Source organism: Streptomyces sp. NPDC001530, assembly GCF_042894545.1.
In the GTDB taxonomy this organism is placed as follows: domain Bacteria; phylum Actinomycetota; class Actinomycetes; order Streptomycetales; family Streptomycetaceae; genus Streptomyces.
In genome coordinates, this window is sequence record NZ_JBIAVS010000026.1 from 39,387 (window position 1) to 62,559 (window position 23,173).

General features: G+C 72.1%; 15 protein-coding genes and 1 pseudogene. 8 read left to right on the forward strand and 8 right to left on the reverse strand.

Annotated features, from left to right (window positions below):
- Window positions 1–26: 26 nt before the first annotated feature.
- Complete coding sequence (locus ACFY0T_RS40785) at window positions 27–1,088, reverse strand: O-antigen ligase family protein (RefSeq protein WP_388883065.1); 1,062 nt, start codon at window positions 1,086–1,088, stop codon at window positions 27–29.
- A gap of 239 nt (window positions 1,089–1,327) precedes the next feature.
- Between ACFY0T_RS40785 and lnt the strand changes: the two genes are divergently transcribed.
- From lnt to ACFY0T_RS40805, 4 genes are all read left to right on the forward strand, one after another.
- Window positions 1,328–2,977, forward strand: a complete 1,650-nt coding sequence (gene lnt, locus ACFY0T_RS40790) for an apolipoprotein N-acyltransferase (protein WP_388883067.1) — start codon at window positions 1,328–1,330, stop codon at window positions 2,975–2,977.
- Window positions 2,978–3,068: 91 nt separating this feature from the next.
- Window positions 3,069–3,542, forward strand: coding sequence for an NUDIX domain-containing protein (locus tag ACFY0T_RS40795; protein ID WP_388883069.1), 474 nt, complete (start codon window positions 3,069–3,071; stop codon window positions 3,540–3,542).
- A gap of 60 nt (window positions 3,543–3,602) precedes the next feature.
- Window positions 3,603–4,403 carry a 3-hydroxybutyrate dehydrogenase gene (locus ACFY0T_RS40800; protein ID WP_388883071.1) on the forward strand — a complete coding sequence of 267 codons (801 nt, stop codon included), beginning with the start codon at window positions 3,603–3,605 and terminating at the stop codon, window positions 4,401–4,403.
- A 100-nt stretch (window positions 4,404–4,503) separates the two neighbouring features.
- Entirely contained in the window at window positions 4,504–6,429 is a 1,926-nt protein-coding gene (locus ACFY0T_RS40805) for a helix-turn-helix domain-containing protein (protein WP_388883073.1), read from the forward strand.
- A 53-nt stretch (window positions 6,430–6,482) separates the two neighbouring features.
- On the opposite strand, the gene ACFY0T_RS40810 is transcribed toward ACFY0T_RS40805, so the two are convergent.
- Window positions 6,483–7,877 carry an MFS transporter gene (locus ACFY0T_RS40810; protein WP_388883075.1) on the reverse strand — a complete coding sequence of 465 codons (1,395 nt, stop codon included), beginning with the start codon at window positions 7,875–7,877 and terminating at the stop codon, window positions 6,483–6,485.
- 441 nt (window positions 7,878–8,318) lie between these two features.
- Between ACFY0T_RS40810 and ACFY0T_RS40815 the strand changes: the two genes are divergently transcribed.
- Window positions 8,319–8,468 carry a hypothetical protein gene (locus ACFY0T_RS40815; protein WP_388883077.1) on the forward strand — a complete coding sequence of 50 codons (150 nt, stop codon included), beginning with the start codon at window positions 8,319–8,321 and terminating at the stop codon, window positions 8,466–8,468.
- 144 nt (window positions 8,469–8,612) lie between these two features.
- Window positions 8,613–10,250 carry a sigma-70 family RNA polymerase sigma factor gene (locus tag ACFY0T_RS40820; protein WP_388883079.1) on the forward strand — a complete coding sequence of 546 codons (1,638 nt, stop codon included), beginning with the start codon at window positions 8,613–8,615 and terminating at the stop codon, window positions 10,248–10,250.
- Window positions 10,251–10,437: 187 nt separating this feature from the next.
- On the opposite strand, the pseudogene ACFY0T_RS40825 reads toward ACFY0T_RS40820, so the two are convergent.
- Both ACFY0T_RS40825 and ACFY0T_RS40830 read right to left on the reverse strand, forming a co-directional pair.
- Window positions 10,438–10,629, reverse strand: a pseudogene (locus tag ACFY0T_RS40825) (transposase family protein); the annotation flags it as partial.
- A 164-nt stretch (window positions 10,630–10,793) separates the two neighbouring features.
- Window positions 10,794–11,495, reverse strand: coding sequence for a CPBP family intramembrane glutamic endopeptidase (locus ACFY0T_RS40830; RefSeq protein ID WP_388883081.1), 702 nt, complete (start codon window positions 11,493–11,495; stop codon window positions 10,794–10,796).
- 126 nt (window positions 11,496–11,621) lie between these two features.
- Here ACFY0T_RS40830 and ACFY0T_RS40835 point away from each other — a divergent pair, with 126 nt between their 5' ends.
- Window positions 11,622–12,419, forward strand: coding sequence for a zinc ribbon domain-containing protein (locus tag ACFY0T_RS40835; RefSeq protein ID WP_388883238.1), 798 nt, complete (start codon window positions 11,622–11,624; stop codon window positions 12,417–12,419).
- Here the strand turns inward: ACFY0T_RS40835 and ACFY0T_RS40840 are convergent.
- From ACFY0T_RS40840 to ACFY0T_RS40850, 3 genes are all read right to left on the reverse strand, one after another.
- A complete protein-coding gene (locus tag ACFY0T_RS40840) occupies window positions 12,358–12,867 on the reverse strand; it encodes a hypothetical protein (RefSeq protein WP_388883083.1) in 510 nt (169 codons plus the stop codon). The genes ACFY0T_RS40835 and ACFY0T_RS40840 overlap by 62 nt on opposite strands.
- A 216-nt stretch (window positions 12,868–13,083) precedes the next feature.
- Window positions 13,084–15,300 (reverse strand): FUSC family protein, encoded by a 2,217-nt coding sequence (locus ACFY0T_RS40845; protein WP_388883085.1) that lies wholly within the window; start codon window positions 15,298–15,300, stop codon window positions 13,084–13,086.
- Window positions 15,297–16,715 carry an MFS transporter gene (locus ACFY0T_RS40850; protein ID WP_388883087.1) on the reverse strand — a complete coding sequence of 473 codons (1,419 nt, stop codon included), beginning with the start codon at window positions 16,713–16,715 and terminating at the stop codon, window positions 15,297–15,299. Before ACFY0T_RS40850 ends, ACFY0T_RS40845 begins: the two co-directional genes overlap by 4 nt.
- A 616-nt stretch (window positions 16,716–17,331) precedes the next feature.
- Here ACFY0T_RS40850 and ACFY0T_RS40855 point away from each other — a divergent pair.
- Complete coding sequence (locus ACFY0T_RS40855; protein ID WP_388883240.1) at window positions 17,332–20,706, forward strand: pyruvate carboxylase; 3,375 nt, start codon at window positions 17,332–17,334, stop codon at window positions 20,704–20,706.
- 175 nt (window positions 20,707–20,881) lie between these two features.
- Here the strand turns inward: ACFY0T_RS40855 and ACFY0T_RS40860 are convergent, their stop codons facing one another.
- On the reverse strand, window positions 20,882–22,981 hold the full coding sequence (locus tag ACFY0T_RS40860; protein ID WP_388883089.1) for a SpoIIE family protein phosphatase: 2,100 nt from the start codon (window positions 22,979–22,981) through the stop codon (window positions 20,882–20,884).
- Window positions 22,982–23,173: the final 192 nt, after the last annotated feature.

A 23,173-nucleotide genomic window follows, 5' to 3' on the forward strand; every position in this document is an offset into this window, starting at 1 on the left:
GTGCGACCTGCCGTGGCGTATCGCGCTCACGGCTCCATCCGGTCGCCGCGGGGACGCTCCGCGGTGTCCAGGACGTTCTCCGGCCCCAAGTCGGCCAGCGGCCGTGCCGTGGCGAGCCCCGCGAGCAGGCCGGCCCCGGCCGTCACCGTGGTGAAGCTCAGCGCGTTGCCGATCGAGGCGATGGCGGCCAGTGCCGTCAGCGCCGCGCCCGCCGTCAGCGCGATCGGTGTGGAGCGTGGAGCGCGCCCCAGCGCGTACAGGACCCAGCAGAACGCCGCCGCGAGCAGTGCCACGCCGATCACACCCTGCTCGGCCGCCTGCTGCAGCAGCGCCGAGTGGGGCTTGCCGTCGGGCACCAGCGACTGCGCGACCGTCGGGCTGAGCTCTCCGTAGCGCCCGGGCCCCACACCCAGTGCCGGATCCTCGCGGGCCAGGTGCAGCGCGTCGTGCCAGAGCAGGACGCGGTGCTGGGTGAGCTGCCCCTCCAGGGAGGCGGTCAGGCCGTCGGGCAATGCGTCATCGGCGATGGCCCAGGTCGCTCCCGTCACCAGTGCCGCGGCGAGCGCGAGGCCCGCGAGTCCCAGGGCGCGGCGGCGCATACGGGCGGCGGCCAGCGAACACAGAAGGACCCCGGCACAGGTGACCAACCCGGTGGTCGACCCCAGGAGCGCCGCGGTCACCGCGATCCCGGCGGCCAGCAGCCGCAGTGTGAGCCGCAGCGCGGGCGGGCGCGCCGCCCAGGCCGCGCAGCAGGCGGCTCCGGTGGCGAGCGTCAGCAGTGCGGCCGTGGCGCCGCTGTGTCCGAGCTGCAAGGTGATCTGCGGGCCGGGTGTGGCGATCGCCAGGCCGAGTCCGGCGAGTGCCCCGGCCAAAGGGGCGGCGACCGGCAGGAGGGCCCCGAGGATCCGCCCCGAGGCGTAACCGGCCGCCACCGCGAGCACCGCCAGCAGTACGCCCTCGGGCCTGCCATCCTGTGTGGCCGCCGTGATCAAGGACCACACGGCGCAGGCCGCGAGCACGATCACGCCCGTGGCGTCCGAAGCGTTGCGTCTCTCGCCCGCGGTCGCCGCATCGGCCGCGGACGTCATCCCCGTGGACCCCACCCCGTCGCCCCCCGACTCTGACGGGCCCCGGTCGTCGTGGCCGTGTCCGGCCGCACGTCAGAGGCTCGGGCACACCGTAACGGGTGATGCGCCGGTTTGTGGACATGTTGCGCAGGAACGTTGCAGCAGATGGGTGCGGAGGGGGCTTCCGGGTGGCCGGTCTGCCACCGAGGCCGAGGGGACCGTGCTGTCGGCGCCCAGGTCACGCGCCGTACACTCCCCGAGTGACCGCCACCGCAACCACCGTAGACGAGCCGGAGCAGCTCGAACCCCAGGCCGCACCCGCCTCGCGCGGTGCCGGACTGGTGCGGCGTCTCGTTCCGGCCGCCACCGCGGCGCTCTCCGGAGTGCTGCTGTACGTCAGCTTCCCGCCCCGGACCCTGTGGTGGCTGGCCCTGCCGGCCTTCGCCGTCTTCGGCTGGACCCTGCGCGGCCGCACCTGGAAGGCGGGTCTCGGGCTCGGCTACCTGTTCGGCCTCGGGTTCCTGCTGCCGCTGCTCGTGTGGACCGGTGTCGAGGTCGGCTCCGGGCCGTGGCTGGCGCTCGTCGCGGTGGAGGCGGTGTACGTCGCGCTCGTCGGTGCGGGCATCACGCTCGTCTCCCGGCTGCCCGCCTGGCCGCTGTGGGCTGCCGCGGTGTGGATAGCGGGGGAGGCGGCACGCGCGCGTGCGCCGTTCGGCGGCTTCCCCTGGGGAAAGATCGCCTTCGGGCAGGCGGACGGTGTCTTCCTCCCGCTCGCCGCGGTGGGCGGCACCCCGGTGCTCGGCTTCGCGGTCGTGCTGTGCGGCTTCGGACTGTACGAGATCGTGCGCCTGGTCGTCGAAGGCCGCCGCACCCGTGTCGTCCAGCGCGGCGTCGCCGCGGTGGCACTGCTCAGCGTCGTCCTGCCCGTGGTCGGAGCGTTCGCCGCGCGGACGCTGGTGAGCGACAAGGCCGAGAACGGGACGGCGACCGTCGCGGTCATCCAGGGCAACGTGCCGCGTGCGGGGCTCGAGTTCAACGCGCAGCGGCGCGCGGTCCTCGACTACCACGCGCGGGAGACCGAGCGGCTGGCCGCCGAGGTCAAGGCGGGCAAGTTCGCCCAGCCCGACTTCGTGCTGTGGCCGGAGAACTCCTCCGACATCGACCCGTTCACGAACGCCGACGCGCGCGCCGTGATCGACAGTGCGGCCAAGGCGATCGGCGCGCCCATCTCCGTGGGCGGTGTCGTCGAGCGGGACGGCAAGCTCTACAACGAGCAGATCCTGTGGGATCCGAACAAGGGCGCCGTCGACACGTACGACAAGCGGCAGGTGCAGCCCTTCGGCGAGTACCTTCCGCTGCGTTCGCTCCTCGGGGCCATCAACAAGAACTGGACGACCATGGTGCGCCAGGACTTCAGTCGTGGCACCAAGGCGGGCGTCTTCACCATGGACGGGGCCAAGGTCGGCCTCGCCACCTGCTACGAGGCCGCGTTCGACTGGGCCGTGCGCAGCACCGTCACCGACGGCGCGCAGATGATCTCGGTGCCCAGCAACAACGCCACCTTCGACCGCAGCGAGATGACCTACCAGCAGCTCGCCATGTCCCGCGTCCGCGCCGTGGAGCACAGCCGCACCGTCACGGTGCCGGTGACGAGCGGGGTCAGTGCCGTGATCATGCCGGACGGGAAGATCACCCAGAGGACCGGGATGTTCGTGGCCGACTCGCTCGTCCAGAAGGTGCCGCTGCGCTCCTCCGAGACCCCTGCCACGAAGCTCGGGATCCTCCCCGAGATGGCCCTGCTGCTGGTCGCGGCGGGCGGGCTCGGCTGGGCGGTGGCGACGGCGGTCCGCGGGCGCAAGAACGCCGACGTTCAGGAGAGCGCCAGTGTTCAGGAGAGCACCAGCGTTTAGGAGAGCACCGGCGTTTCCCCGACGGAGACGTTTAGGGCGGGGGTTTCCGGATCGCCAGGGAGTAACGGTGCGGGGCCATTAGGGTCGAGTCATGGCTACTCCTGACTTCATTCGCACGATCCGGGCCTCCGCCGGCCATCAGCTTCTGTGGCTCCCCGGCGTGAGCGCCGTCGTCTTCGACGACGCGGGCAGAGTGTTGCTGGGGCAGCGCTCGGACAACGGCCGATGGGCGCTGATCTCCGGTATCCCGGATCCGGGCGAGCAGCCCGCGGCGTGCGCCGTGCGCGAGGTGTACGAGGAGACCGCCGTACGCTGCGAAGTCGAGCGGGTCGTTCTTGTCCAAGCCGGGGAGCAGGTGACCTTCGACAACGGTGACGTCTGCCAGTTCATGGACACCACGTTCCGTTGCCGGGCCGTCGGCGGCGAAGCGCGTGTCAACGACGACGAGTCGCTGGAAGTCGGCTGGTTCGACGTGGACGCCCTGCCGGAGCTGAACGAGCACGCGCTGTTCCGGATCAAGCAAGCACTGTCCGACGCACCCACATGGTTCGCACCCATGACCTGAGGGTGAAGTGTGTGGGGTAACCACATCGGTTGGGGCGTGGGCGCTGCTTAGGGTCGAGGCATGACCGCGCCCAGCGCCCTCCCGGGCCCCCACGCCCCCGCACTCGACCTCGGCGGACGCACCGCCCTTGTCACCGGCGCCGCAGGCGGCATCGGCCGCGCCTGCGCGCTGCGGCTCGCCGCCGCCGGTGCCAAGGTGAGAGCGGTCGACCGGGATGCCACGGGCCTGGACGCGCTGGCCGAACAGGCCCAGGGCCTGGCGGGCACCCTCGATCCGCACATCCTCGACCTCACCGACCTCGACGCGGCGGAGCAGGCCGCCGCGGGCACCGACGTCCTCGTGAACAACGCCGGGCTCCAACTGGTGCGCCCCATCGAGGAGTTCCCGCCCGACGTCTTCCACACCGTGCTGACCGTGATGCTGGAGGCGCCGTTCCGGCTCATCCGCGGAGCGCTGCCCCATATGTACGGGCAAGGCTGGGGCCGTATCGTCAATGTCTCGTCGGTCCATGGGCTGCGCGCGTCGGCGTTCAAGTCGGCGTATGTGGCCGCAAAACATGGCCTTGAGGGCCTCTCGAAAACCGCCGCTCTGGAAGGCGCGCCCCACGGAGTCACCTCAAACTGTGTGAACCCCGCCTATGTGCGCACCCCACTGGTCGAGAAGCAGCTCGCCGACCAGGCGCAGGCGCACGGGATTCCGCAGGAGCAGGTCCTGACCGAGGTGCTGCTGCAGGACAGCGCGGTCAAGCGGCTCATCGAGCCGGCCGAGGTCGCGGAGGCGGTGGCCTATCTGTGCGGTCCGCAGGCGGCCTTCATCACCGGTACCTCGCTGGTGCTGGACGGAGGCTGGACCGCGCACTGAGCCGTAGCCGATCCGGACCCGATCCGGACCCGATCCGGAGCCGGTCGAGAGTTATCCACAGGGCCCTGGTGCCGGCCCGCCGATGCGTAATCCTGTGAGCATGTCCCGCGATCACGTGCAATCCGCAGAGCGCTCCGCCGACAACGCGGAGGCGCCGTTTCTGGAACTCCTGGCCAGGGGCGCGTCCGCCGACGCGTACGAGCAGCCGGTGCTGCTGGCCCGCGCCGAGGGCCGGCCGCCCGAGCGCATCGCCGCGCTCGAACAGGCCAAGCTGCTCGCCCTGCGGGTGCGCTCGGAGATAGAAGGACGGCGCCGCCGCGAGGCCGAGCTCTCCGCGCTGTTCGAGACCGCACACGACCTGGCGGGCCTGCGGGACCTCGACGCCGTACTGCAGGCGATCGTGCAGCGGGCCCGGTCACTGCTGGGCACGGACGTCGCGTATCTGAGCCTGAACGACGAGGCGAGGGGCGACACCTATATGCGGGTCACCGAGGGCTCCGTCGCCGCGCGCTTCCAGCAGCTGCGGCTCGGCATGGGGGAGGGGCTCGGCGGACTCGTCGCACAGACCGCCCGCCCCTATGTCACCGACGACTACTTCAAGGACGAGCGTTTCCAGCACACCCAGGCCATCGATGGGGGCGTACGGGACGAAGGGCTCGTCGCGATTCTCGGCGTGCCGTTGATGATCGGACCCCAGGTCATCGGTGTGCTGTTCGCCGCGGACCGCCGCGCGCGGGTCTTCGAGCGGGAGCAGATCGCCCTCCTCGGCTCGTTCGCGGCCCTGGCCGCGGCGGCCATCGACACGGCGAACTGGCTCGCGGAGACCCGCTCGGCCCTCGACCGGCTGGGCCGCGCCAACGAGATCATCCGGGACCGCAGCGGAGTGATCGAGCGTGCCTCGGACGTCCACGACCGGCTCGCCGAGCTCGTGCTGCGCGGCGGCGGGGTGCACGATGTGGCCGCCGCGGTGTCCGAAGTCCTGGACGGTACCGTCGAGTTCTGCGAACCGGGCGACGCGCCGACCACCGCTGTGGAGGCGTCCCGCGCCGAGGGCCACGCCGTACGGCACGGGGACGACTGGATCGCCGCCGTGGCGGCCGGCGGCGAGCTGCTCGGCGCGCTGGTGCTGCGCGGGCACCCGGGCCTCGACCCCGTCGACCAGCGCACCCTGGAACGCGCCGCGATGGTCACATCACTGCTCCTGCTCGCCAGACGCTCGGCTTCCGAGGCCGAACAGCGCGTGCGCGGCGAGCTGTTGGACGATCTGCTGGACGCCCGCGACCGCGATCCACGCCTGCTGCGCGAGCGGGCCGCCCGCCTGCACGCCGACCTCGACGGCCCCCATGTGGTGCTGGCCGCCCGGCTCGACGCCACAGCCGCCGACGCCGACCAGGAGGCCGCCGCCCGCAGACGCCTGTGGTCCGCCGCCTCCCATCTCGCCACCACGCGGCACGGACTGGCCGCCGCCCGCGACGGCGGCACCGTCCTGCTGCTTCCCCTCGGGCCCGGCGACACCGCGACGACCCTGGCCCGCCGCACGGCCAAGGACCTCGGCACCGCGGTGCACGGGCAGGTCACCGTCGGTGCCTCCGCGCCCGTCGAGCGGCTCGCCGCCCGCCCCGACCTGGTGGCCGCGGCGTACGCGGAGGGACTGCGCTGCCTGGACGCCCTGCGCCTGCTCGGCCGGGCCGGAGACGGCGCCGCCGCCGAGGACTTCGGGTTCCTGGGGCTGCTGCTCGCCGGGGACCGGGACATCGCCGGCTTCGTCGACCGCACCATCGGCCGGGTCGTGGCGTACGACGAACGGCGTGGCACCGATCTGGTGCGCACCCTCGACGCGTACTTCGCGTGCGGCATGAGCCCGGCGCGCACGAAGGACGACCTGCATGTGCATGTGAACACGGTCGCGCAGCGGCTGGAGCGGGTGGGACGGCTGCTCGGGGACGACTGGCAGAGCCCGGCCCGCGCGCTGGAGATCCAACTCGCCCTGCGGTTGCACCGCTTGTCGTCCGCCGCACCGCACTGACCCCCGTACGCGTCATCTGCGTACGGGGGTGGTGAGGGGGCGGGATCCGGGGCTCAGACGGTGTGCGCGTCCGCGGTCGGGGCCGCCGCGGGCCGATCGTCGGCCGGCGCCTCGACCTCGGCCAGGTCGCGATGCCGGGTCTCCTTCGCGGCGCCCACCGCGATCAGGGTCAGGACGACCGCCGCGATCACGTACAGGGCGATCGGTGTGGAGCTGTCGTAGTCGGACAGCAGGGCGGTGGCGATGAGCGGTGCGGGCGCGCCCGCCGCGACCGAGGCGAACTGGGCGCCGATGGAGGCACCCGAGTACCGCATCCGGGTCGCGAACATCTCGGAGAAGAAGGCGGCTTGGGGCGCGTACATCGCGCCGTGCAGCACCAGGCCGACCGTGACGGCGAGGACCAGGTTCCCGAAGCCGCCGGTGTCGATGAGGGAGAAGAACGGGAACATCCACAGGCCGACTCCGGCGGCGCCCAGCAGATAGACGGGCCGGCGGCCGATCCGGTCCGAGAGCGCGCCCCAGGCGGGAATGACGGCGAAGTGCACGGCGGACGCGATGAGTACCGCGTTCAGCGCCGTCTGCTTGGAGACGCCGGCCGAGGTGGTGGCGTACACGAGGATGAAGGCGGTGATCACGTAGTAGCTGATGTTCTCCGCCATGCGGGCGCCCATGGCGACGAGCACGTCACGCCAGTGGTGGCGCAGCACGGAGACCAGCGGCAGTTTCTCGGGCTCCGCGGCCTGCGCGTCCACCGCCGCCTTACGGGCCTCGGCCTGTGCCAACGCCTGCTTGAAGACAGGTGATTCATCGACAGACAGACGTATCCACAAACCGACGACCACCAGGACGCCGGAGAGCAGGAACGGGATGCGCCAGCCCCAGGAGCCGAAGGCGTCGTCCGACAGCGTGGCGGTCAGCAGCGAGAGCACGCCGGTCGCCAGGAGCTGCCCGGCGGGCGCCCCGGTCTGCGGCCACGAGGCCCAGAACCCGCGCCGCTTGGCGTCACCGTGCTCGGACACCAGCAGTACGGCGCCGCCCCACTCGCCGCCCAGTGCGAAACCCTGCACCAGGCGCAGGGCGGTCAGCAGCACGGGGGCGGCCGCCCCGACGGTCGCGTGCGTGGGGAGCAGGCCGATCGCGAAGGTCGCCCCGCCCATCAGCAGCAGGCTAAGCACCAGCAGCTTCTTGCGGCCGAGCCGGTCGCCGTAGTGCCCGAAGACGAGCGCGCCCAGCGGCCGGGCCGCGAACCCCACCGCGTACGTCAGGAACGACAGCAGCGTGCCGACGAGCGGGTCGGAGTCCGGGAAGAACAGCTTGTTGAACACGAGCGCGGCGGCCGAGCCGTAGAGGAAGAAGTCGTACCACTCGATGGTGGTGCCGATGAGGCTCGCGGCGACGATGCGCTTGAGGCTGGCGGAAGGTGGGGGAGCGGTTGCTGCGGAGGCCATGTGCGCCACTTCCTCGTGTGCGGTGGGGACGGGTACGTGTCGGCACACGGTAGGAAGGGGCAGGTCGGGCGGACATGTGGTGGGACAACATAGTTCGGGGGAGGGGTGTGCGTGGAGCCCCCATGTCCCCGTTCCTGAGCCCGAGTCAGGGGCCCGATCGGCAACGGCAAGGACGGCGTCTGAGATGCGTCATTGGCCATGATGTGACGGTGTCGTGCCGACTTGGTCTGACTACGCTGCGTTGAACTCCGAGTGGACGGCCGGGTCGAACGTCACCTTCAGCGAGGCGATGGCGTCGTTGTTGCCAGTCGCGCGCAGGTCCGGGGTGTCCGTAGTGAACGTCCAGGCGGTGCCGGAGAAGCTGCCGTCGGAATGGGCCCGTCACTGGTAACCGTCGGGCACCGCATCGAGGAGACAGTGGCGGGGTGTACCCCTGCGGCCGTGAGCGGGGAGGAGGGGCGGCTGCCCAGCGGCTATGTGGCGCTGACGTGGCATGTGGGCCAGACCGAGAGGTTGTTCATCCGGTGGACGCGGTTGATCGTGTCGTCGATCGCCGAATCCGGACTTCTCGTTCGCGCCGCCGTCCCCTGATGTGACGTCCTCCATTGCGATCGCCGGTCCGCGCGGTGAACCTCTCGTGGGGCGATTGTCCGAAGAACTGTTATCCGAGGCTCACCGAGCGATCTCCCAGGTATCGGACAGCATCGTTCGGCGTCGAGGACAGGGGAACTTTTGATGAGTACACAGCGCACTGTGGAGCCGACGGCACTGGTGACCGCTGCCCTAGGGGGCGACCCGGAGGCTCAGGAAGCCCTGGTCAGTGCGTACCTCCCGCTCGTCTACAACATCGTTGGGCGGGCTCTGAACGGCTCGGTCGATGTCGACGACGTGGTGCAGGACACCATGCTCCGTGCCCTTGACTCGCTGGGCGATCTGCGTTCCCCCGAAAACTTCCGCTCCTGGCTCGTGGCGATCGCGATGAATCAGGTCCGGAAGCACTGGCAGGACCGGCAGTTCGCCCCCGGCGACGTGCAAGAGGCCGAGGACCTCGCGGATCCGGGCGCCGACTTCGTGGACCTCACCATGGTGCAGCTGCAGCTCTCCGGCCAGCGCCAGGAGACCGCGCGCGCCACGCGCTGGCTGGAGCCGGACGATCGAGGACTGCTGTCGCTCTGGTGGCTGGAGTGCGCCGGGGAACTGACCCGGACCGAGGTCGCCGCGGCCCTGGAGCTGTCGCCTCAGCACACGGCGGTCCGGGTGCAACGGATGAAGGCGCAACTGGAGGCGGCCCGCGTGGTGGTGCGGGCGCTCGACGCGCAGCCGCCGTGCGAGGAACTGCGTGGCGTGTTGGCCCCCTGGGACGCGCGGCCCTCGGCGCTGTGGCGCAAGCGAATAGCCCGGCACGCCCGCGGCTGCGCGCGCTGCTCCGGCCTGTGGAGCGGGTTGATGCCCGCAGAGGGACTGCTGGCCGGCCTGGCGCTGGTTGCGGCGGCGCCCGTGCTGCTCGGCAAGATGCGCTCAGCCTCGGGCGGGATGGCTGCGGCCGGCTCGGCGTTCCGGCCCGGCGCCTCCGGAGGCCGCGCCGGATCGAGCCCGGGAGCCGGACACCGTGCCGCGCGCGGCCGGGCGACCTCCCGGAGCGAGGCCCGCCGCCGCCGGCGCATCCGGCGCCGGGCCGTCGGCGGTGCCGTCGTGGCGGCCTGCGTGGCGGGTGGCGGCCTCTGGTACTTCGGCACGGACTCCGAGGCCGGGACCGAAGAGGCGACCGCCGCGCGGACCACCGGCGCCCCCGTCGCGGATCTCACGGCATCCAGAGCCGTCGAGACCTCGCCGTCGGCCCCCACGTCACCCTCGCCGTCCGCCTCGACATCGAAGAAGGCGAGCGCTTCCACGACCCCGCACCCTGCCAAGAAGAGCGTGCCGGCTCCCAGGCAATCCGCTCGGCCGACTCAGAGTGCGGCGAGTACACCGCAGGCGCAGTCGGTGCCGACGGACACCGTTGCGCAGGTGGTCGCGCTGGTGAACAAGGAGCGGGCGGCCGCCGGCTGCGGTCCGCTCAAGGAGGACGCGCAACTGGAGAAAGCCGCGCAGGGCCACTCCGACGACATGGCCGCCCGCAACTTCTTCGAACACACCAACCCGGACGGTGCCGACCCCGGGCAGCGCATCACCGCCGCGGGCTACCGCTGGTCCACGTACGGGGAGAACATCGCCCAGGGTCAGCAGACACCAGAGGCGGTGATGGACTCCTGGATGAACAGCCCCGGCCACCGCGCGAACATCCTCAACTGCTCGTTCAAGGACATCGGTGTGGGCGTCCACCGCGGTTCGGGCGGCCCGTGGTGGACGCAGGACTTCGGCGCCAGGCTGTGACGCGTACGGCGCCCGTTACAACATGACGTGCTTGACCTGTGTTCTGCCGCGCCCCCGCGACCACCGTGACCTGGTGGAAGTAGCCGGGGCGGGTGAGTACCGCGCCGCCGGTGACGACCTCGGCGTGGTCCGGAAGTGGCTCCAACAGGCCGCACCGCAGTCTGAGATCATCACCAGAGTGGGGTCTTTTGCGCAGGAGTCGCCAGGTCTTGAGGGTAGCCACGGCCTGTTCGCCGAGGGCTCGGATCTTGGCATGTGAGCGGTTGACAGCCTGCTGGCCTGGGGAGAGGCGGTGCCAACGACCGCGGTGGGGAACGCGGACCGTGCCGCCAGCGCCTTGGGAGCCCTTGTCAGCCCAGCAGGGGATGCCGGCATCCGTACGGCACTTCGTGGCGGCTACCGGGCGCGACCGCGTCCTGGGTGCCGTTGCGGCGGATCCGCTCCCGGACCAACGAGATCGCGATCGCCAGCGCGGCGACAGCATCTCCGTACCCTGACCCGCAGGACCGCCCCTCTTGATCAGGAACTGCGCTGCCTGGAGGTTCAAGCCGGAAGCCACCACCTGGGCGCCGCCCATGCCAGCGCGTAGCCGAAGCCGTTGATCGCCCAGTGCAGCGCCGCCGGAGCCAGCAGGCTGCCGGAACGGCGCCGCAGCTCGCACAGGACCACCCCGGAGGCGACCATTGCGACGACGGCCACCATGACGGTCAGTGGCACGTCTGCCGAGCTGCTTCCGAAGGCCGTTGCGACGGCGGTGTTGGAACGGTTGAGTCCGCGGGATGGCAGCAGATGCCAGAGACCGAAGAGCAGTGACGACACGGCGGTGGCCCAGGCCGTTCCGCGTCGGCGTCGGATCATGGCCCACAGAACACCGCGGAAGGCGGTCTCCTCCAGCAGCACGGTGGCGAACGGGACCCGTACCAACACCCGCCACAGCAGCTGCTCCGCGGACAGGTCGACGGCCCTGGCATCCCGGAACGCCTCTCGGCCGGCCGGAACGGCGAGAAGGAGCAGGAGGATGGCGAGGACGGCGCTGGCCAGGACGGACGCCCACCGCAGTCCCTGGCGCACACCCGCTGCGTCGAGCCCCAGATCGGCCAAGGTGAGACTGTCCCAGCGGGCGATCAGTACCAGTAGGGCCGTCGCCGTCACACACGTGAGCACATACGCGTAGGGGCCCCGCGCGAGCCAGTTGTTGAGCAGGTTCGCGGCGACCAGGACGACAACGACACAGACGATCCGCATCCTGACTCCAGGATCCTCGGTCGGGGTCCCGGCGTCCTGGACCCCATTCACTGGGGGGACGATGCGGTTGGGTTCCGCACACCGCACGGCGGTCGTGGCGCCGAGCCTTGCGCGGGCCTCGGCATCCTGCCCGCCGTCGCCGCCACCGCACCGGCCCTCGGTACCTCCGCCCGCTGCCCCGCGTGCCTCCACCGGCTCGGCCACCATCCCGCCCCTGACCGGCTGGCCGAGCGCGGCTGGACCTGGGCCCATTGCACCCGCTGCGGGCTGTCCCTCGACCGCGACCACGCCGCCGCCCGCCGGATCGTCGCACGCGGCCTGCTCGCCCAATCCCACACCGTCACCGAACGCGCCACCGGCACCCGTACCATCCGTACCACCGTGGAAGGCACCGTCCGCCCGGTACGCCGCCCGAAGAAGACCACCCGCCGCCTGCGCCGCGCCCGCCAGGCCTCCACGGCCCCACCCCGGCCGCGCGGACCGAAGACCACCCCGGGCAAAGGCCACCCCACCCCCGGCAGACCGGCCAACACACCCCGCTGGCGCCCCCCACGCGCCGCCGGACAACAGGCCCCGGGCCCGGTCTCGGCCGTGGCTGTGAAGACTTCCCGCCGTATGCCCGAAGTACGTACGGTCCCCGCCACCACCCCTGCCGGGGTGGTTCAGCGTCCGGCGGGGCATGACGTTCAGACACCGGTCCTTCCCGCTCCGATGTCAGGTCATGGAGTACCCGCCCCACCCCGCCGGGAGGAGGTTCTTCCCAACGGGGTGGGGCGGCTCTCACGCGGAACCTGTCGACGGCACACCCACGCCGCCGAGCGGACCGGCTTCCACCACCTGCACGCCACCGAAGTCCACACCCTCACCCCGAGGTTCGGACCCCACCCAGGCGGCAGACGGCCACGCCGCGCCCGAAAAGCCTGAAACCCTGAGGCATACACAGAGTTCCCGAGACGCTCTGCCACTCGTGGGCCGACACCCTGAAGCTGCCCAGCACCGCCGCGACGGTCTGGACCGCGTCCAGCCCCTTGCCGCGGACGTCGCCGATGATCGCCCGGACCCCGAACGGCGTCTCGCACACGTCGTACAGATCTCCGCCGACGAGCGTGCCGCCCTCCCCCGCCTCGTAGAACCCGGCGGCATGGACGGGGCCGAGCCGGCGCGGCACGGGCCGCAGCTGGGTCCGCTGCACGGCTTCCGCGACCGAGTTGGCCCGGATCAGGTGCTGCCGGGTCCGCTCCCGCTGCCAGGCCAGCGCGACGCTGGCGATACTGATGAGGAACGTGGCGGCGTAGACGGCGACATGGTGCTGCTCGTCGAAGTGGCCGGGGCGGCGGGCGGCCAGCCACATCTGCAGGCCCAGGCACACCACACGGCCGACAGCGCGGTGCCCCGCGGGCCGCGCGTCGCGGCCGCGAGCGGCGGTACGGCGATGAGCATGAAGCTCACCGGTTCGCGGCCCCTGACGATCACTTCGGCGAGCACGTCGATGGCCACTGCCATCAGCGGCAGCCACCACGCCCACCCCCGGCGCGGGGACGGGGGCCTCAGCTCGGCACGAAGGCTTCCGAGGGACACGGTGCGCGCCCTAGCTTCCGTGCCCGCCGGGGCCGGTCACAGAGCGGGCGGTGCCGCCGCCCGTCGCCTCGGCCGCCGCGCGGCCACCCGCGCTGGGCAGGCCGGCCTCGATGCGGGAGAGCTGGGCGGTCAGGCTCGTCAGCCACACCTCGACGTCGATCAGCGTGGGCAGCGGCGGTGTGGGCGGCCGCGCGGGTTCTGGCCGCGTTCCGTCCGGCGGCGGCCGTTCCCCGGCGCACAGGGCGGCCAGCCGATCGGTGGTCTCGGCCGCCGCCCGGGCATCGGCCCGGGCCCGTTCCGCTGCGTCCGGAGGCAGGGCACGCGCGGGCATGTCGAACCGGGGCAGCCACTGGGCACCGAGCAGGATCTGGCGGGCCGCGATGAGCACGCCGTGCCAGTCGGCGCTGACGGAGGCGCGGGCGGCCGGTTCACTGCGGAACTGGTCGTAGGCGGACTCGGCCAAGCGCAGCCGGTGCAGGGCGGGGAGCGTCGGCGGGGCAGGTGCGGAGCCCGGTGGCACGGCCGTCAATGCCGCGACGGTGCCCTTGATCAGCGGCCCGCACTCGCGCAGCAGCCCCGCCATCGTCCTGCGCACCTCCTGGCGGGCGCCGGCCGGCCAGGCGAGCATCGCGCACAGCAGACCGATGACGCTGCCGGTCACCACGTCCACGATCCGCGCCTCGGCCAGCCGCCAGGTGGCCGGAGCGATCTGGGCGAACGCGGTGGCCACCACGAGCGTGAACAGCCCCTGCGCCCAGGCGATGCCGAACAGCGGCCCGAACGCGAAGGCGAGCAGCATGCCCGGTGCGAGGATCGCGGCGTACGCCTCGGTGTGCTGTCCGACGCCGATGAGCAGGGCGCCCGCCGCGACGGCGCCCACGAGATTGCCGGCCACCGCCTCGCGAATGGCCGCCCAGGTCTCCCCGACGGTGGTCCTGCTCAGCGTCAGTACCGCCAGCAGCACCCAGAACCCGTGGGTCAGGTCGAGCGAACCGGCGACCAGCCGCGCCGCGCCGAGGGCCAGGGCGATCCGCACGGCGTTGTGGAACTGCACTGAGCGGAGCGTCATGTTGCCGACGATCCGGCGCAGCCACAGCAGGGACGTGGCCGCCTCCGTGTACCAGAACAACTCCCGTGGCTCGATCGGCGGGGTGCGCCGCCCATCGAGGCCGACCCGTACGGAGATTTCCAGGATGCGCACCGACTCGGCGACGGCCAGCAGCGCAGCCTGCCGACGCAGCACCGGCATCGACGCCGGCGCCTCGGCGGCCGGCTCCGCCGCCTGCCGCACGCGCATTTTCTGGAAGGCGCTGATCGCCGCGTCCAGCCGCTGCGGGCCCGCAGCGGCCTGGCCCGCCCGCAGGGCCGCGGCAGTGTCGTCGCATAGGGACATCACCTGTGGCAGCAGCCACTGGGATGCCGTGTCGATACGGGCGCCACCCCTTTCGTCCGCCCGGCAGTCGTCCCGTGTGTCGGCCCAGCCGCCGTCCCGGAGGAGGTCGCGCAGTTGTCCCGTCTCGGTCAGATGGGCCAGCTGTTCCAGCAGCCGGCGGGCCCCGGAACCCGCCTGGGAGAGACCGCGCATCGCACGGCCCGGGCCCGCGGGGCGTTCCGCGGGCGGGATCTTGGACAGCCGCAGCCGCGTGCCCGCGGCGCGCAGGACCTCGGGCGAGGGACTGGTGCGGCCGGCGAGGGTGTCGCCCGCGGTCGCCACGGCCTTTGCGAGGCTCCATCGGTACGTCTCGCCCGCAGGCTGCGGCAGGAGGAACAGCTCGCACAGCGCCAGCAGCACCACGCCCACGGTGAGCCCGGTCAGCCGCGGCCCCAGGGTCTGCGGTTCGTAGGGCGGGAAGCAGGCCAGGATGTAGAAGAGCTGGAGTCCCGGCGCCGCCCCGGCCGGCCGCGGCCCCGCGATGGCCGCGAAGGCCAGGAGGAAGCCGACGACAAGCATCCCGAGCACCGCCGCCCAGGTCTGCACCGCCAGCACGGTCCCCAGTGCCACCAGCACCAGGCCCACCGGCAGCGCCTTCAGCATCACCGCGGCCCGTTGCCGCCCGGACCCGGGGATCGAGGACAGCAGCCCGAGAGCGATGGGCGCGAACAGCGCGTACAGCGCCAGCACCGGCTCGCCAAGCCCGTACAGGAAGGGGTAGAACCCCGCGGACGCCGCCAGTGCCACCCGCACCGACCGGTGCAGGATCTCGGCCCGCTCGGCCCCGCCCTTCACCGCGGGTCCCCGCCGTGAAGGGCGGGCGAGCCGAGCGGCGGGACCTGGCCCAGGACCACGAGCCGGTGTCGTACGGCCATGACGACGGCGGAAGCCGCCAGGATCACCGCCCCGCCCGAGCGCAGGATCGCGTCGTACGCCGCCTCCGGCGCCCGTTCCGGCGTCATCGCGGTGATCGCGGCCGCGGCCGCCGCCAGCGCGACACCGCCCAGCGTGACCAAGAACGTCAGCAGGACGCCGGACGCCTCGCCGGCCCGTTCGGGCGCCACGACCTGTTGTGTGGCGACGCTGGCAAAGGTCCAGCCCAGGCCCAGGCCCAGCCCGCACCAGGCGAACACCACGACGTACAGCCACCAGGCCGTCACCTGACTGAGCATGATCATGCCCGTACCGGCGATGGTCCCGGCGAGCGCCATCACCACCGTCGGCCGCATGTGCGCGGACAGCCTTGCGCCGAGCGGCCCGCTCACGGCCACGAGCACCGCGGGCGCCAGGAACACCACGCCCGCCTGAAGGGGTGACAGCCCCCGCACCTGCTGCAGGTACAGCGTCGAGAGGAAGACGGTGACGGCGTAGCCCATGTTGGTGACGCTGCCCGCGCCCGTCACCAGGACATAGGGGATGTTGCGGAAGAGCCGGGCATCGATGAGCGGATGCCGGGCCCTCCGCTCCCGCAGCACGAACAGCCCGCCCGCCACCACGGCGATGGCCAGCAGGGTGAGCGTGCGGGCATGGTCCCAGCCCCAGGCGCTGCCCCGCTCTAGGGCCAGCGTGAGCGCCGCCAGGGCGCACACGAGGGCCAGACAGCCGGCCAGATCGAGCTGGCGGGGAGCCGAGGGGTCCCGGGAGTCGGGAACGCACACGTACGCCACGATCAGGGCCAGCACACTCAACGGTGCAAGCAGCCAGAAGATCCAGCGCCAGCCGGGCCCTTCGGTGAAACCGCCGCCGACGAAGGGACCCAGGGCAGTGCCGACGTTGGCGATCCCGAAGGCCGCCCCCAGCGCACGCGTCCGGGTCGTGTCCGGGAAGACGTTGGTGATCACGGACACCGACACCGGGAAAACGAAGCCCGCACCGATGCCCTGCACGATCCGTGCCGCCACCAGCGGCCACAGCTCCGGGGCGAGCGCACAGCCGACCGACCCGGCCGCGAACAGCGCCGTCCCGGCAAGCAGGGAGCCCCTGCGCCCGAAGACGTCGCCCACTCTGCCGCCCACGATGAAACAGCAGCCGATGGCGAGCATGTACGCGGACAGCGTCCACTGGGCGGCCGAGGCGGTGACACCGAACTCCTCGGCGATCCCCGGGACGGCCAGGTTCAGCGCGAAGAAGTCGAGCTGGATGCAGAACAGGACCAGGGCGACCGCGATGAAGGCCCCCGTCCGCGCGGCCGGCGAAGACTCAGCGCGCATGAGCACGTTCCTCTCGGGCCGACGCCGCCGAGGCGTCGTGGGCGGGCCGGACACGCGCCCCGCCCCCCCCATTGTCGGTCGACCCCGTACGCACCGCAGCCCGGCCACCCCGGACCGCGGCGGGCTCCTTCCGGAGACGACGGCAGAAACCACGCGAGCCACACCGTCAGGCGTTTCTGGGCCCTCTGTCTCTACACGGCGGAAGCGGGCTCGCCCTCCGCCGACGCCCTCGCCCTGCTCGCGAGCTGGAGCGCCCCCTCCGCACCCGCGCCGACCCCGACCCGTACGGACGAGAGCCGATGAGCGCGAGCACCGACCACCTCCGCCCCGCCTGGCCCCAGTGCCCGGGCGCGGGCCCCGCTGTCGTCGCGGCGCTCGCGCCCGAGTTCCCCAGTGCTGGCAGAACCGTTCGGCTCGCCGGACCCGCTGAGCAACATGAAGCGTCGAGTTTCGGAATCCCCCAACGGACACGGAAATTACGGAACTGACTCCTGGAATCTGAGAGTTGCTGAGGAATGTTCGCTCCTCCGAGAGGCGAGTGGCCGGGTTCACATGGCACGACGGGGGCGTGGCCGACACCATGGTGCACGTCACCGGCAGGCTGAAGGGATCCAGGATGTTCCGCAAGGTGCTGGTCGCCAACCGTGGTGAGATCGCGATTCGGGCGTTTCGGGCCGGCTATGAGCTGGGCGCGAGGACCGTCGCCGTGTTCCCGCACGAGGATCGCAACTCGCTGCACCGGCTGAAGGCCGACGAGGCCTATGAGATCGGCCAGCCAGGGCACCCCGTACGGGCTTATCTGTCGGTCGAGGAGATCGTCCGCGCGGCGCGCCGGGCGGGAGCGGACGCGGTGTACCCGGGGTACGGGTTCCTGTCCGAGAATCCCGAACTGGCGCGTGCCTGCGAAGAGGCGGGCATCACGTTCGTCGGGCCGAGTGCGCAGATCCTTGAGTTGACCGGCAACAAGGCGCGTGCGGTGGCCGCCGCCCGCGCCGCCGGCGTACCGGTGCTGGGCTCCTCGGCACCCTCCACCGACGTCGACGAACTCGTCCGTGCGGCCGAGGAGATCGGCTTCCCGGTGTTCGTCAAGGCCGTCGCGGGTGGCGGCGGACGCGGCATGCGTCGCGTCGAGGACCCGGCCGCGCTGCGCGAGTCCATCGAGGCGGCGGCCCGCGAGGCGGCGTCCGCGTTCGGCGATGCCACGGTCTTCCTGGAGAAGGCCGTCGTCGAGCCCCGCCACATCGAGGTGCAGATCCTCGCCGACGGACAGGGCAACGTCATCCACCTGTTCGAGCGCGACTGTTCGGTGCAGCGCCGCCACCAGAAGGTGATCGAGCTGGCGCCCGCGCCGAACCTCGATCCGGCGCTGCGGGACCGGATCTGCGCCGACGCGGTGCGCTTCGCCCGCGAGATCGGCTACCGCAACGCCGGCACCGTGGAGTTCCTGCTCGACCGCGACGGCAACCATGTCTTCATCGAGATGAACCCGCGTATCCAGGTCGAGCACACGGTGACGGAGGAGGTCACCGACGTCGACCTCGTCCAGGCGCAGCTGCGCATCGCCGCCGGCGAGACGCTGGGCGACCTCGGGCTGTCGCAGGAGTCCGTCACCCTGCGCGGTGCCGCACTGCAGTGTCGTATCACCACCGAGGACCCGGCCAACGGCTTCCGCCCGGACACCGGCAGGATCAGCGCGTACCGCTCGCCGGGCGGCTCGGGCATCCGGCTGGACGGCGGTACGACGCATGCGGGTACGGAGATCAGCGCACACTTCGACTCGATGCTGGTCAAACTCACCTGCCGGGGACGGGACTTCCAGGCCGCGATCGGCCGGGCCCGGCGCGCCGTGGCCGAGTTCCGCATCCGCGGCGTGGCCACGAACATCCCCTTCCTGCAGGCCGTCCTCGACGACCCGGACTTCCAGGCCGGGCGGGTCACGACGTCGTTCATCGAACAGCGGCCGCACCTGCTCACCGCACGGCACTCCGCCGACCGCGGCACGAAGCTGCTCACCTACCTCGCCGACGTCACGGTGAACAAGCCGCATGGCGAGCGGCCCGAGTTGATCGACCCGGTCACCAAGCTGCCGCCGCTGCCCGCCGCCGAGCCGCCCGCGGGCTCCCGGCAGCGGCTCGTCGAACTCGGCCCGGAGGGCTTCGCCCGGTGGCTGCGGGAGTCGCCGACCATCGGGGTCACCGACACCACGTTCCGGGACGCCCACCAGTCGCTGCTCGCCACCCGGGTCCGCACCAAGGACCTGCTGGCCGTCGCCCCGGTGGTGGCACGGACCCTGCCCGAGCTGCTGTCCCTGGAGTGCTGGGGCGGCGCCACGTACGACGTCGCCCTGCGCTTCCTCGCCGAGGACCCCTGGGAGCGCCTGGCCGCACTCCGCGAGGCCGCACCGAACATCTGTCTGCAGATGCTGCTGCGCGGCCGCAACACCGTGGGCTACACGCCCTACCCGACCGAGGTGACCGACGCCTTCGTGCAGGAGGCCGCGGCCACCGGCATCGACATCTTCCGGATCTTCGACGCGCTCAACGACGTCGGCCAGATGCGGCCCGCCATCGACGCCGTACGGGAGACGGGAACGGCCGTCGCCGAGGTCGCCCTCTGCTACACCTCCGACCTGTCCGATCCGTCGGAGCGCCTGTACACCCTGGACTACTACCTCCGCCTGGCCGAGCAGATCGTCGAAGCCGGCGCCCACGTCCTGGCCGTCAAGGACATGGCGGGCCTGCTGCGCGCCCCGGCCGCCGCGACGCTCGTCTCCGCGCTGCGCCGGGAGTTCGACCTGCCGGTGCACCTGCACACCCACGACACGGCGGGCGGCCAGCTCGCCACCTACCTCGCCGCGATCCAGGCCGGCGCGGACGCGGTGGACGGCGCGGTGGCATCCATGGCGGGCACCACCTCGCAGCCATCGCTGTCGGCGATCGTCGCCGCGACCGACCACTCCGAACGGCCCACCGGCCTGGACCTCCAGGCGGTCGGCGACCTGGAGCCGTACTGGGAGAGCGTCCGCAGGATCTACGCACCGTTCGAGGCGGGCCTGGCCTCGCCGACCGGACGCGTCTACCACCACGAGATCCCCGGCGGCCAGCTCTCCAACCTGCGCACCCAGGCGGTCGCGCTGGGCCTGGGCGACCGCTTCGAGGAGATCGAGGCGATGTACGCGGCCGCCGACCGGATCCTCGGCCGACTGGTGAAGGTCACGCCGTCGTCCAAGGTGGTCGGCGACCTGGCACTGCACCTGGTGGGCGCCGACGTGTCGCCTGAGGACTTCGAGGCGGCCCCGAACACGTTCGACATCCCCGACTCCGTCATCGGCTTCCTGCGCGGCGAGTTGGGAACCCCGCCCGGCGGCTGGCCGGAGCCGTTCCGCACCAAGGCCCTGGAGGGCCGCGCCGCGGCCAAGCCCGTGCAGGAGTTGAGCGCGGACGACCGTACCGGGCTGGTGAAGGACCGGCGCTCGACGCTCAACCGGCTGCTGTTCCCCGGGCCGACGCGCGAGTACGAGACGCACCGTCAGACCTACGGCGACACCAGCGTGCTGGACAGCAAGGACTTCTTCTATGGGCTGCGTCCCGCGAAGGAGTACGCCGTCGACCTCGAACCCGGCGTACGGCTGCTCATCGAGCTGCAGGCCATCGGCGAGGCCGACGAACGCGGCCTGCGCACCGTGATGTCCACCCTGAACGGCCAACTGCGCCCGATCCAGGTGCGCGACACCGCGGTGGCCTCCGACATCCCGGTGACCGAGAAGGCTGACCGGGCCAACCCGGACCACGTCGCCGCGCCGTTCGCGGGCGTGGTCACGCTCGCGGTCGCCGAGGGCGACGAGGTGGACGCCGGTGCGACGGTGGCCACCATCGAAGCGATGAAGATGGAGGCCGCGATCACCGCCTCGAAGGCGGGCAAGGTGTCCAGGCTGGCCATCAACCCGATCCAGCAGGTGGAGGGCGGTGACCTGCTCGTCGAGATCGCGTGAGCCTGCGCCGGCGATCCATGCCGGTCGAGCGGTGGTACGCGGTGGTACGCGGTGGTCACAACCGCATCGGGTTGTGGCCGTACCGCTCCTTCAGCAGGGTGAGTACCTCGCGCAGACGCGGTATGGCTGCTGCCGTTCAGCGCGGCGCTCCGCCGGAGCGTGCTGTCGGGCCGGGTCAGCGTGTGTCGTAGGGCCCGGTGGCGTCGGTCAGGGCCAGCTCGGCCCAGATCGTCTTGCCCGGAGCCGTGAAACGGGTGCCCCAGGCCTGTGCCAGCTGCGCGGTGATGAACAGACCGCGTCCCCCCTCGTCGGCCGTGGCGGCGTGGCGCAGGTGCGGTGCGGCCGAGCCGGCGTCCCGCACCTCGCACGTGAGGGTGCGGTCATGGATCAGGCGGAGCTCGATCGGGGGACTTCCGTAGCGCACGGCGTTGGTGACGAGTTCGCTGACGATGAGCTGGGTGTCGGAGGCGGTCTCGTCGTCCACGCCCCATGCGGCGAGCTGCCCACGGGTACGGCGTCGGGCGACGGCCACGGCCGCGGGGTCGGGGTCGAGCGGCCACGCGGCGAACCGGTCCGGCGGAAAGGACCGAGTGCGCGCGACGATCACTGCGGCATCACCGGCGCCCAGACCCGCCGGGAGCGCGTAGACGAGGGCGTCGCAGAGGTCCTGCAGCAGGCGGTCTTGGTAGTCCGCCGTCGAGGGCAACGGCCCGGAGGATTCGGCGAGATACGAGGTGAGGAGCGGATCACTGGTGAACACCAGGACGCTGCCGTCGGGTACCTCGACGTCGACGGCCGCGAAGGGCGCGCCCTCCGTCGTGCCCAGCCGCGGCCCGGCCGGTGTGCTGGGGACGGTGACCGTGCGGTCGGGGCGCACGACAAGGGGGGCCAGGTGTCCGGCTGCCGCCATCGCGCACCTGCCGGTCAGGGGGTCGTGGACCGCGTACACGCAGTCGGCGGTGAGCGCTTCGCGGCGCAGCGGATCGCCGAGCGGGAGATGCGCCCGTTCGGCGGCGAGCTGGCCCGCCGTGCCGTGCAGACGGGCGAGGAGTTCGTCGGGGGCGAGGTCGAACGCCGCCAGGGAGCGTACGACAGTGCGCAGTTGCCCCATGGTCGCGGCCGCGTTCAGACCACTTCCCGACACCTTCCCGACGACGAGGGCGGTGCGAGCGCTGGACAGGACGATGGTGTCGTACCAGGCGCCGGGATCGGCGCCGGTGACGGAGAGGTAGGCGGTCTCCAGCGACGGGTGGGTCTCCGGGTGGCGGGGCAGCAGTTGGCGCTGGACCGTGGCGGCGACGGTGTGCTCCCGTGTGTAGCGCCGCGCGTTGTCGATGCACAGCGCCGTGTGCGCGGCCAGCTCGACCGCGAACTCCCGGTCACCTTCGTCGAAGTGGGGCGAGTGTCCGGTGCGGTAGAGACTGACGATGCCGAGGGCCGCGTCGCGCAGCGCCAGGGGAACCACGAGCAGGGAGTGGGCCCCCGAGGAGAGGATCGCCTCCGCGCGCGGGGGATCGACCGACAGCCACGGGGCGGTCGGATGCAGCTCGATCACGCGTGGACCCAGGTCGGTCAGGGCCTGGGTGAAGGGGGTCGGAGCCGGCAGACGGCGGACGTCGCCCACCGGGTGGGCCTGCGGCGGCCGCGGATGGGTGCTGCGAAACGCGGTGCGCATCATGGGCGTACCCGTGGGCAACGGGGCCAGTGGTGGGTCGTCGCCGCGGATCACGGCATCGACCACCTCCACGACGGCGACATCGGCGAACGCCGGGACCACGGCCGCGACGAGTTCCTCGCCGGTCACGGCCGGATCCAGGGTGCGTCCCACGTGCCGGCGCACGGCGTCGAGGACCTGGGTGCGGGCGCGGGCCCGCTCCCGTTCGGTCACGTCGATCGCGGTGACCGCCAGACCGAGCACCTGCCGGCGGGGGCTCTCCAGGCGGAGCGCGCTGACCTCGAAGTGCCGGTCCTGCGGCGGGTCCCCCCTCACATGCATCTGGACGACGTGCTGCAGCAGGGGGACTCCGGTTTCCAGCACCTCGCGCAGAAGCTCCTCCACGTCGCCGCGTTCGACGATGTCGTAGACGTCGCGGGCCGGGCGCCCTTTGAGGTCGTCCAAGGGCATGCCATGCATGAGGGGGGTGGCGGTGTTGACCCGCACCACCCGCAGATCGGTGTCCAGCAGGTGGAGCCCGACCGGTGACTGCGTGAACAGCGCCTCCAGCATCGAGGCCGCCGTCTCGTCCACTCGCCCACCAGGATCGGTGTGCGCCACGAGACCACCTCCGAGCTCCGTCCTGCTGCGCTTGCTCCGACGCACGGCCGCCCGGTATCCGGGCGTGCTTCCAGCGTGCTCCGCGGTCGGCACGCCCGCACCCGCAGAGCGCCGGGCCGCGCCCGCGAGGCGAGCGGCGCCGCACGCCCGCGGACCCACGCCGGCCGCGCTTTTCCGGCGGGCGGCAGTCGA